Genomic DNA, 13,551 nt, shown 5'->3' on the forward strand with positions numbered 1-13,551 from the left:
TTCCTTACTCGGTCTCGGCGGGCTGCGCGGCCGTCAGCTCCGGGCGCGTGCTCGCGGCGACCATCTCGCGGACCTTCGCCATCAGGTCCTCGCGTGCCATTTCATAACCCAGTTCGGCGGCGCTGGCGAAGCCGATCGCATCCGTGCCGCCATGGCTCTTGACGACGATGCCCTCCAGGCCGAGGAAGACGCCGCCATTCGACTTGCGCGGATCGAGCTTGTCCTTCAACGCCGCAAAGGCGCCGCGGGCGAAAACGTAGCCGATCTTCGACATCAGCGAACGGCCCATCGCGGCGCGCAGGTATTCGGCGATCTGCTTGGCGGTGCCTTCGGCGGTCTTGAGCGCGATATTGCCGGTGAAGCCCTCGGTGACGACGACGTCGACCGTGCCCTTGCCGAGATCGTCGCCCTCGACGAAGCCGTGATAGGCGAGATGCGGCAGGTTGCTCTCGCGCAGGATGCGCCCGGCTTCCTTGACCGCCTCGACGCCCTTGATCTCCTCGACGCCGACATTGAGCAGGCCGACGGTCGGCCGATCCAGATCGAGCACGACGCGGGCCATGGCCGCGCCCATCACCGCGAGATCGACGAGATGGCGCGCATCCGCGCCGATGGTGGCGCCGAGATCGAGCACGATGCTCTCGCCGCGCGCCGTCGGCCACAGGCCGGCGAGCGCCGGCCTGTCGACCTGCGGCATCGACTTCAGGCAGAATTTCGACATCGCCATCAGCGCGCCGGTATTGCCGGCGGAGACGGTGACATCGGCCTCCCCGGTCTTGGTCGCGTCGATCGCGCGCCACATCGAGGACTTGTAGCGGCCGTAGCGCAAGGCCTGGCTCGGCTTGTCGTCCATCTTCACCGAGACCTCGGTGTGATGGAAGGTCGTGACGGCCTTGAGCTTCGGATGCTGGTCGATCAGCGGCAGCACCTGCTTCTCGTCGCCGAAGATGACGAAGCGGCAATCCGGGCGGCGCTCGAGCATCATGGCGGCGCCTGGAATGACGACGGAAGGGCCGTGATCCCCGCCCATCGCATCGAGCGCGATTGTAACCGGTCTTGTCATGGAATTCTGGCGTGTCCCGGAATTGGCCGACCTTCGATCCGGGACGGCTCAGTGCCGGCCGGACAATAGCGACTTGGGCCAAGGCCGCAAGCAGCGCAAGGGCAGCAGAGCGGTTCAGTCACCGCGTTTCAACTTTGCAAGCGCCGCGAAGGGCGATTCCGTCCCGGTGTCACCCGCCGACGACTCGAAGCTGGCGCCGGGCTTGCGCGGATAGGGGTCGAGCGCCAGCGCCAGGAACTCCAGCGTGATGGAGCCGAGATCGATCACGCCGTCGACGATCGGCTCCGGCGGATCCTCTTCATTCAGCAGCACCTCGATATCGATCTCGGCATCGTCCCGCTCGTTGCGGCGTGCGAAGGCTGCAACCTCCTCCTCGGGTGCGAAGTCGAGCTGCACGGGCACGTCGAGCTGGACCGGGAACGGATCGAGCGTCACGACGCAGGCCTGGTGCAGGCGCGCGGCGATGCGACCGTCGAGCTTCACGCGCTCGCCATTGCGCGAAAGCGTGTAGCGCCCCTCCAGCGCTTCGACGGAGACGAGGCCGAGCAGCGCGGCGATGGCGGGCAACTGCTCCGCCTCGGCCCGGACCACGACCTCGCTGCCGCGCGGGCGGATCGCCTCGACGCGGATCGGATGCCTGAGCGGCCCAGCCGGCAGGTGATCATGCGCCATGGGCAGCCTCCGGGATCGAGAAGGCCGGGAAAAGCTCTTCCCGGTTCATGATGCCGTCGAGATCGGCGGTGGCGAGCGCCTGCTGCGCCGCCCGCATATAGGCTGCGAGCGCCGGCGCAGCCTCGAGCGCGCAGGCATTGCGGCCCAGCGCCTCGGCCAGCGCCTCCGGCACGGCCGCCGTCAGCGCGGCCTCGTAAGCCTGCACGCGGCCATAGAACATCTGGCCGATCTTCTTCATCTTCTTGGGCACGGCGATATCGCTGATGCCGCCATTGCGGAAGCCGAGTTCGAGATAGGCGAAACAGGCATCGATGAACTCCTGCGCCAGATCGCCAGCCGGGGGCGGCAGCTCGCGCAGGCGGCGCAGCACCAGGAAAACATGCAGGGTCAGCGATTCGAACCGACCTTCGAACGTATCGGGAATGCCGCCCCCGATATAGAGAGCCGGCAGACGCGACGACTCGGCGACCCGCGCGAACAGCGTGTCCACAGGGGAGCGCCGATTGGCGCGCTTGCCGAACAACCCGAAAATCACCTGTTCGCTCCCGCCCGCTCTTGCCCGGGGCGTCCTCGCCTTGCCAAAGCCATCCTCGGGCGTTACGCCAACCCTTACCCTTTTGACAAGCGGCTTGGATCGTCCCGGCCGTGCTCGCCTTTCGGATCGTGCCCGCATGACGCAGATCACCCGCCGCACGGCTCTGCTCGGAGCCCTCGCGACCACCTCCCTTGTGCTGGCAGGCTGCGGCCCCGACGCGGGCGGCTTCGTATTGCCGACCTCCGCCGGCATCAACGAGGAGTTCAAGCGCGGCTTCGTGATGGACGAAGCGCTGATCGCGCAGATCAAGGTCGGCATGGACGTGCAGACGGTGCTGACGACGCTCGGCACGCCCTCGACCACCTCGACGGTCGGCAACCGCACCTTCTACTATATCAGCCAGACGATGCGCCGCCGGTTCCAGTTCCAGGACCCGCAGACCATCGACCAGCAGGTGCTGGTGATCTATTTCAACAAGGCCTTCAAGGTCGAGCGCATCGCCCATTACGGCCTGCAGGACGGCGTGATCTTCGACTTCATCAGCCGCACCACGCCCACGGGTGGCGAGGAGCAGAGCTTCCTGCGCAACCTGTTCAAGGGCGTCACCAAGTTCAACCCGCTGGGCTCGTAAGCGGAGCGCATTCGCGCGATCGAAAAGAAAAGCCCGCGGCGCGCGCCGCGGGCTTCTTTGTTGGGCAGGATCGGCGCGATCAGCCTGCCGGCGCGCGACTGCGCAGCGGCAGCGTCATCGCCATGACGCCGAGGATCACGAGGCCAAGCCCGGCCCAGGCGGTCGGTGCCAGCGCCTCGCCCAGGAAGATCATGCCGATCAGCACGCCCGTCGGCACTCGCAGATAGGCGACCGACGTCGTCGCGACCGCGCCCAGCCGCGCGATCAGTCGGAAATAGATCACGAAAGCCAGGGCGGTGGAGACGAGCGAGAGCGCGATCAGCGCCTGGATCGACTGCACCGAGGGCGACAGCGTCCAGGGCCGGTCCAGCACGAGGCTGAGCGGCAGCAGGACGAGCGCGCCGCAGAGCAGCGAGCCGGCTGCCGGCATGATCGGATCGAGCCCCTTGAAGCTGCGGCCGAACAAGGCCGCGCCGCCATAGCAGATACTGGCCGCGACCAGCGCGAGCTGTGCCCAGAGCTGCTCGCCGAAGCCGGCCATCGCCTGCATGCCGACGATGAGGACGGTGCCGGCGAGCCCGGCCGCGATGCCGGCGAGGCGCAAGGCCGGCAGGCGCTCGGCCTTGGCCGAGAGGCAGATGAGCAGGACGACGAAGATGGGGCTGGTCGAGCTCAGGATCGTCGCCAAGCCCGCATCGACGCTGCGCTCGGCCCAGGCGATCAGGGTGAAGGGCACGACGCTGTTCAGGCAAGCCTGGACGACGAACAGGCGCCATGTCGCCGGATCGCGCGGCAGGCGCAGGCCACGCCAGCGGATGACGGCGAGCAGGACGAGGCCCGCGATCAGCGTCCGGGCCGCGATCAGGGTCAGCGGCGGGATCGTCTCCACGCCGAGCTTGATGAAGGTGTAGGAGCCGCCCCAGAGCCCAGCGAGTACGAGCAGCAGAGCGAGTTCAACGGCACGGTTCGGCGCGGCGGCGGATCGGTCGAGCGTTCGGGTGGACATGGTTCCTCCTGGATGTGGCGGGACCATGCCAGCCGGGCGGCGCCGGCGCATGCGGGAACGCTACGGACCAGGCCGTAGCTTCGCAGCTTGATTCAAGGACTTGCGAACTTGAATCAGAGCCTCATCATAAGACTTTGATCCAATGAGATCATTTTCCAGATGACCACCAACGAGGAGCCACTTCTCTATTCCTTCGTGGCCGGCGCCCCACCGAGAAGAATTGCCGTCAATGCCTCCCCTTCCGGCGATAAACCGACATCGGCTCGCATCGCTGTCAAAACCGCCATGAACGCTCTCTCCTGCGCAGGTGTTTTGATCTCGGAGCCGGCGAGTTCAAACTCGGCCAAGGCCTTTACGACGGAACTGGAGCCATAGATGCAGATCGCCGCTTTTGCAGACGTCAGACCCGCTCTAAGCTCAATCATCTTCTTATAATTTTCTTTGTTGTCCTCACCTCTAAACAAATTCCTCCCATATATTCCATACTCTCCAATATTTTTACGAACAAGAAATATATATATCTTGCTTTTTCTGATATATAAATTCGGCATTCTTTTGGGACGGAGCAAGAATTCGTGCGGTTACGGCGCCTACTATAACGCCGAAAACACCTAAACCTGCGACCAAGAGAGGCACCCAAACAGTCAAATTCACAAAACTCACGCCTCTTCCTCAAAAAAGACGGCCCGTCATTTGACCGGCCGTCTCATTACTTCTACTTCGTGCTACGTCATCTCAGGAATGCGCCAGGATCGCCAGAAGCAGCAGCGCGATGATGTTGGTGATCTTGATCGCCGGGTTCACGGCGGGTCCCGCCGTGTCCTTGTAGGGGTCGCCGACGGTGTCGCCGGTCACCGAGGCCTTGTGGGCTTCGGAGCCCTTCAGATGGCGCACGCCGTCCTTGTCGACGAAGCCGTCCTCGAAGCTCTTCTTGGCGTTGTCCCAGGCGCCGCCGCCCGAGGTCATCGAGATCGCGACGAAGATGCCGGTGACGATCACGCCCATCAGCATGGCGCCGACGGCCGCGAAGGCGTTGTTCTTGCCGGCGATCCAGTAGATCACGAAATAGGTCACGATCGGCGCCAGCACCGGCAGGAGCGAAGGAACGACCATTTCCTTGATCGCGGCGCGGGTCAGCATGTCGACGGCGCGGCCGTAATCAGGCCGGTCCTTGCCTTCCATGATGCCGGGCTTCTCGCGGAACTGCCGGCGCACCTCCTCGACCACCGAGCCCGCCGCACGCCCGACCGCCGTCATGCCCATGCCGCCGAAGAGGAAGGGGATCAGGCCGCCGAGCAGGAGGCCGACGACGACATAGGGGTTGGACAGCGAGAAATCGACCGTCACGCCCTTGAAGTACTGGAAGGCCGTCGAGCCTGCCTTGTTGGCCTCGGAGATGAAGAAGTTCAGGTCCGAGGTATAGGCGGCGAAGAGCACCAACGCACCGAGGCCGGCCGAGCCGATGGCATAGCCCTTGGTGACCGCCTTGGTGGTGTTGCCGACCGCGTCGAGCGCGTCGGTGGAGTGGCGGACCTCCTTGGGCAGGCCCGCCATCTCTGCGATGCCGCCGGCATTGTCCGTGACCGGGCCGAAGGCATCGAGCGCCACGACCACGCCGGCCAGCGCCAGCATGGCGGTGGTGGCGATGGCGATGCCGAAGAGGCCCGCGAGGCTGTAGGAGGCGATGATGCCGGCGATGATGACGATGGTCGGCAGCGCCGTCGACTCCAGAGAGACCGCGAGGCCCTGGATGACGTTGGTGCCGTGGCCGGTCACCGAGGCCTGGGCGATCGAAACCACCGGGCGCTTGCCGGTGCCGGTGTAGTACTCGGTGATGATGACGATGAGCAGCGTCACCGCGAGGCCGACGAGCGCGCAAGCGAAGAGCCCGCCCGAGGTGAAGCTGACGCCCTGCGCCGTCTTGAAGGCGGCGGAGAAACCTCCGAACATGGCGTAGTTCACGGCAGCGATGGCGCCGACCGAGAGGACGCCTGCGGCGATGAAGCCCTTGTAGAGCGCGCCCATGATCGACTGGTTGGCGCCGAGCTTCACGAAGAAGGTGCCGATGATCGAGGTGACGATGCAGGCCGCGCCGATCGCCATCGGATAGAGCATCATCGTGCCGAGCGCCGGCTGGCCAGCGAAGAAGATCGCGGCGAGCACCATGGTCGCGACCAGCGTCACCGCATAGGTCTCGAACAGGTCGGCGGCCATGCCGGCGCAGTCGCCGACATTGTCGCCCACGTTGTCGGCGATGGTCGCCGGATTGCGCGGATCGTCTTCGGGAATGCCGGCCTCGACCTTGCCGACGAGGTCGGCGCCGACGTCAGCACCCTTGGTGAAGATGCCGCCGCCGAGACGAGCGAAGATCGAGATCAGCGAAGCGCCGAAGCCGAGCGCCACCAGCGAATCGATCACGGTACGGCTGGAGGCCTCGAAGCCGAGGAAGGAGGTCAGGATGCCGTAATAGACGGCGACGCCGAGCAACGCGAGGCCGGCGACGAGCATGCCGGTGACGGCGCCCGCCTTGAAGGCGACATCGAGGCCCTCGCCCAGCGACTGCATCGCGGCCTGGGCCGTGCGGACATTGGCGCGCACCGAGACGTTCATGCCGATGAAGCCGGCGACGCCCGAGAGCACCGCGCCGATCAGGAAGCCGATCGCCACCCATTTGCCGAGCAGCCAGGCGAGCGCGACGAAGAGCACGACGCCGACCATGGAAATGGTGATGTACTGGCGCTTGAGATAGGCCTGCGCGCCTTCGGCGACCGCACCGGAAATCTCCTGCATGCGCTGGTTGCCGGCATCGCGCTTCATCACATCGCCATAGGCCCAGACGCCGTAGGCTATGGAAAGCGCACTCAATATGATGATGAGAAGCAGAGCTGACATTCGATTTCCTGACCCTAGAGCTTGCAGTCGCCGGGAGCGTGCTCGCTCCTCTTTTTGCAGCGTTGGACGTCAGGCAGCGAAAAAACGGGCCCTAAAGACTGAAGGCCCGCTCCGCGTCGCCAGTGTCAGGCGAATTTGTGGCAAGTTTCCGCGAGGAGCGCAAACGCCCCGGCTTACAAATCTCGTCGGATGTCAGGGGAACCGGTGCATCGTCAAAGAGCGAGGTCGCGGTTGACGTTCTTGTAGAGCAGGTAGCAGGCGTCGCCGTAGCCGGTCGGATAGAACTGCTGCGGGCAAAAACCACCCATCCAGATGAAATCCCGCGCCCAGATCTCGTGCCAGTCGGCGCCGAGCAGGTAGAGCCCCTGCCCTTCCAGCATGTAGAGCCCGTGCTCCATCACATGGGTCTCGACCGCCGGGAAGCAGACGCCCGGCTTGAACCACATCAGGTTCATCTCGAAATCGAAGCGCATATCGCCATAGGGCAGCAGGAACTGGAAGCCGCGCCCTTCCATGCCGGTGTGATTCGTGATCGGCACGGCGTCCTGATGCGAGACGATCGGCTCCGGCACGGCGAGCCCGTGGGCGGCTTCGTAGCGCTTGCGGAGGGCCAGCACGCGGATGGGCTCAGCCGATTCGTTGCGCAGGGTGAAGGAAGTGGCCGGCGGCAGATAGGCGAAGCCGCCAACGCTGAGTGCCTGCGCCGCGTCGCCAGCGACGGCGATTCGCGCCTCGCCCGCAAGAACGTAGAAGAAATGCTGGATACCGTCCTCGCTGAAGGCGGCCGGCGTGCCGCCGCCGGGCGCGATCTCGAGGACATATTGGGCGAAGGCCGCGCCCATGACCGGTCCCGTGAGGACACGCACGATCGTGTCCCGGTATTGCGGCAGGCGGCTGACCAGCACGCCCTCCGGCGGCATGAAGGCGTAATTGGATTTGATCACACCGCGATTATGCCCGATGGCGCCGGGCGGAACCTGGCCGGTCGCGTGCGGGAAGGCGCGGTTATTCATGGTTCTGCTCCGATCTGGACTCTAGCGGCGGCTCAGGCCGTGGCCGGGCGCTGGAAGCGCTGCCATGCCACCAGCATGAGGGCAATGGCGACCGGCGGGAAGACCAGCCAGTTCACGGCATTCCAGCCGCCATGGCTGAGCAGGCCGCCCGACGAGAACGAGGCGATGGCGACCGAGCCGAAGACGAGGAAGTCGTTGGCCGCTTGCACCTTAACCCGCTCTTCCGGGCGATAGCAGTCCGTCACCAGCGCGGTCGCGCCGATGAAGCCGAAATTCCAGCCGACACCCAGCAGGATCAGGGCCAGCCAGAAATGGCCGACGCTGAGGCCGGTCAGGCCGACCACGGCGGCCAGCGCCGTCAGGCCGAGGCCGACCGCGGTGACCGTCCCCTTGCCGAAGCGGGCGATCAGCCGGCCGGTGAAGAAGCTCGGCCCGAACATCGCCAGCACATGCCACTGGATGCCAAGCGTGGCATCGCCGACCGAGTGGCCGCAGGCGACCATCGCCATCGGCGCCGCCGTCATGACGAAGCTCATCAGGCCATAGGCGACGAGCGAGGCCGTGACCGAGGCGATGAACTTGGGTTGGCGCATGATCTGGCCGAGCGGGCGCCCGCCGCCCGAGCGGACGGCCGCGACCGGCGGCGCGCGCAGGCGCGAGACGATCAGGATCGCGATCAGCGCGAGCGCACCCTGCGCGATGAAGCTCGCGGCAAAGGGGGCGGCCGGCGTCAGGTCGCGCGTCCAGTAAACGGATTGCGGGCCGATGACGCCGGCGGCGAGGCCACCGATCATCACCCATGAAATCGCGCGCGGCCGGAAGGCGTCGGTCGCGGTATCGGCGGCGGCGAAGCGGTAGCTCTGGACGAAGGAGCCGTAGAGCCCGCAGACGAAGGTACCCAGGCAGAACAGCCAGAACAGGCGCAACGAGACGCCGCCTGCCGCAATGCTCGCGCCGGCCGCGCCGACGAGCGCGCCGATCAGGTAGCCGTTGCGGCGCCCGAGCCGTCGCATGACCATCGCGGCCGGAATCACGCCCGATGCGATGCCGAGCTGTAGCAGGCTGACCGGCACGGTGGCGAAGGCCTGGTCCGCGACGAGTTGGGTGCCGACAATGCCGCCGAGCGAGACGATGATCGCCGGGTTGGCGCCGCCGAGCGCCTGCGCGCCGGCCAGCACCAGCGCATTGCGCTTGGCGAGCCTGTCGCCGTCGAGAGCGGAGAAATGCTGATTCATCACAAGGCGCCTTGCGGTCGCCGTGATGCGCCGCTGTCAGAAATGAGAGAAGGAGCCCTGCGCGAAGCTCTGCGCCCCACCCTTCCCGCGATATGTCACCGCGCCGGCCTCGTCCGAGATCCGCCCGATCGGCGTCAGCAGAAGCATCGATCCCTCCGCCGCCGCGACCAGAGCAGGATATTCCTTTTCCGAGGCCGTGCAGAGAATTTCGTAGTCGTCTCCGCCGGTGCAGGCCAGTTCCGCCAACGCAGGAGCGGCCATGAGCGCGGCGCGGGCCGCGCCCGAAAGCGGAACCGCGTCGAGATCGATCTCGGCACCGACGCCAGAGGCCTTCACGAGCTTGGCGAGGTCGCCGACGAGGCCGTCGGACACGTCCATCGCCGCCGAGGCATGGCGCTGCAGCGCGTCGGCCAGCGCATGGCGCGGCTGCGGATGGAGATAGCGGTCGGCGAGGAAGGCGCGGTCCTCGGCGCCGAGCGCAGCGACCCAGTCGGGCTTGTGGGGTCCATGGACCTTGAGGCCGAGCGCGCCGTCGCCGATGCTGCCGGAGACGAGCACGATATCGCCCGACTTCGCGCCGGACCGTTTAACCATGCGCCCGGCCGGGACCGTGCCGAAAGCGGTGATCGAGAGCGTGAGCGGCCCCGCGGTCGAGACGGTGTCGCCGCCGATCAGCGGGCAGCCGGCGGCTTCCGTCATGCGAGCGAGACCGGCAGCGAAACCGGCAAGCCAGGTTTCGGTCCAGCCGTGCGGCAAGGCGAGCGTCAGCACGAAACCTTCGGGCTTGGCACCCTTGGCAGCGAGATCGGAGAGATTGACGGCCAGCGCCTTCCAGCCGATCGCATCCGGCGGATCGTCGGGGAAGAAGTGGACGCCGGCGACGAGCGCGTCGGCCGTGACCACGACCTCATAGCCGCGGCCAGGTCGCAGCAGGCCGGCATCGTCCAGTAGAGCAAGCCCGCCCGGCCCGGCGATCGGCGCGAAATAGCGGGCGATCAGTTCGAATTCGCCGGGGCGCTGGTTATCGGCCATGGGTCAGCAAGCTCCGCAACTATTCCAAGGTCATCCCGGACAAGCGGCGCAGCCGCGCCGATCCGGGATCCATGCCTGAACCTCAATCGGACATGCTCTGGAATGGATCCCGGGTCTCCCTGCGGTCGCCCGGGATGACGGCTGAGGAAAACCTAAGCCGCAGGATCGAACTCGTCGGCGCGGAAGTCGCGGGCCATGCGGTCGAGCACGGCGTTGACCATACCGATCTCGTCACCCTCGTAGAAGGCGCGCGCGACCGCGACATACTCGGAAATGACGGCGCGGGCCGGCACATCCTTGCGGAAGGCGAGCTCGTAGGCGCCGGCACGCAGGATGGCGCGTACCACGGCCTCGACGCGCTTCAGCGGCCAGTCCTTGGCCAGCAACTCGTCGACCGAGCGATCGACAAGGCGCTGCTCGCGGACGACGCCGCCGAGGACATCGCGGAAGAAGGCGATCTCCGCCTCCGGCAGTTCTATCTCCTCGACCTCCTTGCCGATCCAGAAATGCTCGAACTCGGCCATCGCCTCGACGACGCCGCGGCCGCCGATTTCCATCTCGTAGAGCGCCTGCACGACCGAGAGCCGCGCCCCGCGCCGCTTCTCGACGCGGCTCATTGGGACGGCTCCGCCAGGGAGCGCTTGTAGCGGAGAACGGCGAGCGCCGCCTCGGCAGCGCCGCCGCCCTTGTTCATGTCCTCGCGGTTGGCGCGAGCCCAGGCCTGCGCCTCGTTCTCGACAGTCAGGATGCCGTTGCCGAGCGGCAGCGCGAAGGCGACCGAGAGATCCATCAGCGCGCGCGAGCTTTCGCCGGCGACGATGTCGTAATGGCCGGTCTCGCCGCGGATGACGGTGCCGAGCGCGACAACCGCCTCATAGGGATCGACGGCCTCGTCGGCGGCGCGCAGGCCGATGACGATCGCAGAGGGGATTTCGAGCGCACCTGGAACGGTGACGACATCGACGCGGCAGCCGGCTTCTTCCAGAACCGCGAGCGCGCCCGCCAGCAATTCGTCCGCATAGTTGTCGTAGAAGCGTGCCTCGACCACGAGGACGCGGGCGCCGTCGATCTCGACGGCCGGAGTTGCGGCCTTGTCGGCCGAGGTCTGCCGGGGTCCGGCCATTTCTTCTGTCCTTCTTGGAATGTGATCGGGCTCGTTACCCTTGCGGGCGCGCCTCCGCAAGCCGCGCGGCATACCGTGCCATCAGATCGACCTCGACATGAACGGGGTCGCCCTCCCTGCGCTCCCCCCAGGTGGTGACCGCGAAGGAGTGCGGAATCAGCAGGACAGTGAAGACATCGTCCTCCACCGAGTTGACGGTGAGCGAGGTGCCGTCGAGGCAGATCGAGCCCTTGGTCGCGATGAAGCGGGGCAGGCCCTGCGGCGCGCGGATATGGAAACGCGCGGTCGCGCCCCAGGGCTCGTCGGGATCGGGCTCGATCGCCTCGATCCTGAGGATGCGGCCGACGCCGTCGACATGGCCGGTGACGAGATGGCCGCCGAGTTCCTCGCCGACCTTGAGCGAGCGCTCCAGGTTGATCCGGGTGCCCGGCTCCCACGCGCCGACATTCGTCTTCGCCAGGGTCTCGGCGGCTGCCTCGACCTGGAAGATGCAGCCGGGCTCGCCATCCGTGCGTGAACGCAGCGCGGTCACGGTCAGACAGACGCCGGCGCAGGCGATCGAGGCCCCGATGGCGATGCCTTCCGACTCATAGGGGCAGGCGATGGCGAGGCGCTTGAGGCTCGGCCCCTTGCGCTCGGCCTCCACGACCTCGCCGATGGCGGTGACGATGCCGGTGAACATCAGCCTCTCCTCGTGAAATGCTCGAAACGGTCCTGGCCGATCTGACCGGCCTCGACAAGGGCGTATAGATCGGGGTCGGCCAACTGCGCGGCAAGGCCTGGGCGCACCGCAACGACGCCGGGGCTCCCCAGCGTTTTCGGGGAGGTCGAGATGATGACCTCGTCGGCAAGCCCTGCGAGCGCCAGCTTCTCGCCAATGCGCGGGCCGCCTTCCGAGAAAACGCGATTGATGCCGCGCGTGCCGAGCAGCGTTAGCGCCTCACGCAGGTCGAGATGGCCGTCCGGTCCCCGCGAAACCCGCATGACCTCGACGCCGGCTTCAACCAGCGCCTGTTCCGGCTCGATCGGCGCGGTCTCGGCCGCGATGACCCAGACGGGAACCTCATGGGCCGTGCGAACGAGCTTCGACGCCAGCGGCAGGCGCAGATGGGTGTCGAGGATGACCCGGATCGGCGAGCGGTCCGCCATGCCGGGCAGGCGCACCGTGAGTTGCGGATCATCGGCAAGCACCGAGCCGATGCCGAGCATGATCACGTCATGATGCGCGCGCTGGAGATGGACCCAGCCGCCCGCGACCGCGCTCGATACGGCGAGTGGCACGCCCCCCACCCCGCCGGCATAGCCATCGGCGGTGCGGGCGATCTTGAAGGTCACCATCGGGCGGCCCTGCCTGATCCGCGTGAGATAGCCACGATGGGCCTGCCGAGCCTCGTCTTCAAGCACTCCCGTCACCACCTCCAGCCCCGCCGTCCGCAGCAGCGCGTGGCCGAGCCCGGCGATGAAGGGATTGGGATCGGACATCGCCGAGACGACGCGCTTCACGCCCGAGAGGATGGTGTGCTCGACGCAGGGGATGCCGCCGCGCACCGAGCGATGCGAGCAGGGTTCGAGCGTGACATAGAGCGTGCCGCCCATCGAGGCCGCTCCAGCACGCGAGAAGGCATGCGCCTCGCCATGCGGCCGCCCGCCGGGCTGGGTATGGCCGCGCGCCACGACCACGGGGCCATCCGGCGTGTCGCGGGTGACGATGGCGCCGACGGAAGGGTTGGTCGCGGTCGTGCCGAGGCTGCGCGCGCCATAGGCCAACGCCTGGCGCATGAAGAGGCGGTCGGTCTCCCGCTTTCGTTCGGACGCGCTTTCGCTGCCCGAAAGCGGCTTGAGATCAGTCATCGACGCGGCGCGGCGGGGCGGAGACGCCCTCCTCCTCGATCGTGCCGAGCTGGCCGAGCAGTTCCTCGAAATCCTTGGCCTCGCGGAAATTCTTGTAGACCGAGGCGAAGCGGACATAGGCGACGTCGTCGAGACCTTTGAGCCCCTCCATCACCAGCTCGCCGATGGCCGAGCTCTGGATCTCGGCCTCGCCCGAGCTTTCGAGCTGGCGCACGATGCCGTTGACCATGCGCTCGATCCGCTCCGGCGCGACCGGGCGCTTGCGCAGGGCATGGGCGATCGAGGTCTCCAGCTTGTCGCGGTCGAAGGGGGTGCGCCGGCCCGAGCGCTTCACGACGGTCAACTCGCGCAACTGCACGCGCTCGAAGGTGGTGAAACGGCCGCCGCAATCGGGACAGACCCGGCGGCGGCGGATCGAGGCGTGATCGTCGGTGGGACGGGAGTCCTTCACCTGCGTGTCGAGGGAGCCGCAATAGGGACAGCGCATTCCGGTTCGCC

The 13,551-nt window shown here is 66.7% G+C and carries 15 protein-coding genes; 1 reads left to right on the forward strand and 14 read right to left on the reverse strand.

Annotated elements, in window-relative coordinates:
• Positions 1-4: 4 nt before the first annotated feature.
• The 3 genes from plsX to OCUBac02_RS15975 form a co-directional block, all read right to left on the reverse strand.
• Positions 5-1,063, reverse strand: a complete 1,059-nt coding sequence (plsX, locus tag OCUBac02_RS15965; RefSeq protein ID WP_047573009.1) for a phosphate acyltransferase PlsX — start codon at positions 1,061-1,063, stop codon at positions 5-7.
• Positions 1,064-1,177: 114 nt separating this feature from the next.
• Positions 1,178-1,735, reverse strand: a complete 558-nt coding sequence (locus OCUBac02_RS15970; RefSeq protein ID WP_173046966.1) for a YceD family protein — start codon at positions 1,733-1,735, stop codon at positions 1,178-1,180.
• Positions 1,725-2,270 (reverse strand): ubiquinol-cytochrome C chaperone family protein, encoded by a 546-nt coding sequence (locus tag OCUBac02_RS15975; RefSeq protein WP_244638956.1) that lies wholly within the window; start codon positions 2,268-2,270, stop codon positions 1,725-1,727. Before OCUBac02_RS15975 ends, OCUBac02_RS15970 begins: the two co-directional genes overlap by 11 nt.
• Before the next feature lie 136 nt (positions 2,271-2,406).
• On the opposite strand from OCUBac02_RS15975, the gene OCUBac02_RS15980 reads away from it, so the two are divergent.
• Positions 2,407-2,901, forward strand: coding sequence for an outer membrane protein assembly factor BamE (locus tag OCUBac02_RS15980; protein ID WP_082009496.1), 495 nt, complete (start codon positions 2,407-2,409; stop codon positions 2,899-2,901).
• Positions 2,902-2,980: 79 nt separating this feature from the next.
• Here the strand turns inward: OCUBac02_RS15980 and OCUBac02_RS15985 are convergent, their stop codons facing one another.
• The 11 genes from OCUBac02_RS15985 to nrdR all read right to left on the reverse strand — a co-directional run bounded on the left by OCUBac02_RS15985 (position 2,981) and on the right by nrdR (position 13,540).
• Positions 2,981-3,907 carry a DMT family transporter gene (locus OCUBac02_RS15985; protein WP_173046970.1) on the reverse strand — a complete coding sequence of 309 codons (927 nt, stop codon included), beginning with the start codon at positions 3,905-3,907 and terminating at the stop codon, positions 2,981-2,983.
• A 185-nt stretch (positions 3,908-4,092) separates the two neighbouring features.
• The gene (locus OCUBac02_RS15990; protein WP_173046972.1) at positions 4,093-4,458 is read right to left on the reverse strand and encodes a hypothetical protein; all 366 of its coding nucleotides are present in this window, start codon (positions 4,456-4,458) and stop codon (positions 4,093-4,095) included.
• Positions 4,459-4,642: 184 nt separating this feature from the next.
• Positions 4,643-6,799: a sodium-translocating pyrophosphatase gene (locus OCUBac02_RS15995; protein ID WP_047573022.1), complete on the reverse strand. Its 2,157-nt coding sequence runs from the start codon at positions 6,797-6,799 to the stop codon at positions 4,643-4,645.
• Between the two features lie 212 nt (positions 6,800-7,011).
• The gene (allE, locus tag OCUBac02_RS16000; protein ID WP_173046974.1) at positions 7,012-7,812 is read right to left on the reverse strand and encodes a (S)-ureidoglycine aminohydrolase; all 801 of its coding nucleotides are present in this window, start codon (positions 7,810-7,812) and stop codon (positions 7,012-7,014) included.
• A 32-nt stretch (positions 7,813-7,844) separates the two neighbouring features.
• Positions 7,845-9,047, reverse strand: coding sequence for an MFS transporter (locus OCUBac02_RS16005; protein WP_173046976.1), 1,203 nt, complete (start codon positions 9,045-9,047; stop codon positions 7,845-7,847).
• A gap of 36 nt (positions 9,048-9,083) precedes the next feature.
• Positions 9,084-10,079 (reverse strand): thiamine-phosphate kinase, encoded by a 996-nt coding sequence (gene thiL, locus OCUBac02_RS16010; protein ID WP_173046978.1) that lies wholly within the window; start codon positions 10,077-10,079, stop codon positions 9,084-9,086.
• A 152-nt stretch (positions 10,080-10,231) separates the two neighbouring features.
• Positions 10,232-10,696, reverse strand: coding sequence for a transcription antitermination factor NusB (nusB, locus tag OCUBac02_RS16015; protein WP_173046980.1), 465 nt, complete (start codon positions 10,694-10,696; stop codon positions 10,232-10,234).
• Positions 10,693-11,202, reverse strand: coding sequence for a 6,7-dimethyl-8-ribityllumazine synthase (gene ribH, locus OCUBac02_RS16020; protein ID WP_173046981.1), 510 nt, complete (start codon positions 11,200-11,202; stop codon positions 10,693-10,695). The genes nusB and ribH overlap by 4 nt, the downstream gene beginning before the upstream one ends.
• A 34-nt stretch (positions 11,203-11,236) precedes the next feature.
• Positions 11,237-11,884, reverse strand: a complete 648-nt coding sequence (locus tag OCUBac02_RS16025; protein ID WP_173046982.1) for a riboflavin synthase — start codon at positions 11,882-11,884, stop codon at positions 11,237-11,239.
• A complete protein-coding gene (gene ribD / locus OCUBac02_RS16030) occupies positions 11,884-13,053 on the reverse strand; it encodes a bifunctional diaminohydroxyphosphoribosylaminopyrimidine deaminase/5-amino-6-(5-phosphoribosylamino)uracil reductase RibD (protein ID WP_173046983.1) in 1,170 nt (389 codons plus the stop codon). Before ribD ends, OCUBac02_RS16025 begins: the two co-directional genes overlap by 1 nt.
• Positions 13,046-13,540, reverse strand: coding sequence for a transcriptional regulator NrdR (gene nrdR, locus OCUBac02_RS16035; protein WP_047580659.1), 495 nt, complete (start codon positions 13,538-13,540; stop codon positions 13,046-13,048). Before nrdR ends, ribD begins: the two co-directional genes overlap by 8 nt.
• Positions 13,541-13,551: the final 11 nt, after the last annotated feature.

The organism is Bosea sp. ANAM02, assembly GCF_011764485.1.
GTDB lineage: Bacteria > Pseudomonadota > Alphaproteobacteria > Rhizobiales > Beijerinckiaceae > Allobosea.

What these genes read in the sequence shown, in the direction of transcription:
- plsX (WP_047573009.1), bottom strand. Translation starts at nt 1,063, where the DNA reads ATGACAAGACCGGTTACAATCGCGCTCGATGCGATGGGCGGGGATCAC.
- OCUBac02_RS15970 (WP_173046966.1), bottom strand. Translation starts at nt 1,735, where the DNA reads ATGGCGCATGATCACCTGCCGGCTGGGCCGCTCAGGCATCCGATCCGC.
- OCUBac02_RS15980 (WP_082009496.1), top strand. Translation starts at nt 2,407, where the DNA reads ATGACGCAGATCACCCGCCGCACGGCTCTGCTCGGAGCCCTCGCGACC.
- OCUBac02_RS15985 (WP_173046970.1), bottom strand. Translation starts at nt 3,907, where the DNA reads ATGTCCACCCGAACGCTCGACCGATCCGCCGCCGCGCCGAACCGTGCC.
- OCUBac02_RS15990 (WP_173046972.1), bottom strand. Translation starts at nt 4,458, where the DNA reads ATGCCGAATTTATATATCAGAAAAAGCAAGATATATATATTTCTTGTT.
- OCUBac02_RS15995 (WP_047573022.1), bottom strand. Translation starts at nt 6,799, where the DNA reads ATGTCAGCTCTGCTTCTCATCATCATATTGAGTGCGCTTTCCATAGCC.
- allE (WP_173046974.1), bottom strand. Translation starts at nt 7,812, where the DNA reads ATGAATAACCGCGCCTTCCCGCACGCGACCGGCCAGGTTCCGCCCGGC.
- OCUBac02_RS16005 (WP_173046976.1), bottom strand. Translation starts at nt 9,047, where the DNA reads ATGAATCAGCATTTCTCCGCTCTCGACGGCGACAGGCTCGCCAAGCGC.
- thiL (WP_173046978.1), bottom strand. Translation starts at nt 10,079, where the DNA reads ATGGCCGATAACCAGCGCCCCGGCGAATTCGAACTGATCGCCCGCTAT.
- nusB (WP_173046980.1), bottom strand. Translation starts at nt 10,696, where the DNA reads ATGAGCCGCGTCGAGAAGCGGCGCGGGGCGCGGCTCTCGGTCGTGCAG.
- ribH (WP_173046981.1), bottom strand. Translation starts at nt 11,202, where the DNA reads ATGGCCGGACCCCGGCAGACCTCGGCCGACAAGGCCGCAACTCCGGCC.
- OCUBac02_RS16025 (WP_173046982.1), bottom strand. Translation starts at nt 11,884, where the DNA reads ATGTTCACCGGCATCGTCACCGCCATCGGCGAGGTCGTGGAGGCCGAG.
- ribD (WP_173046983.1), bottom strand. Translation starts at nt 13,053, where the DNA reads ATGACTGATCTCAAGCCGCTTTCGGGCAGCGAAAGCGCGTCCGAACGA.
- nrdR (WP_047580659.1), bottom strand. Translation starts at nt 13,540, where the DNA reads ATGCGCTGTCCCTATTGCGGCTCCCTCGACACGCAGGTGAAGGACTCC.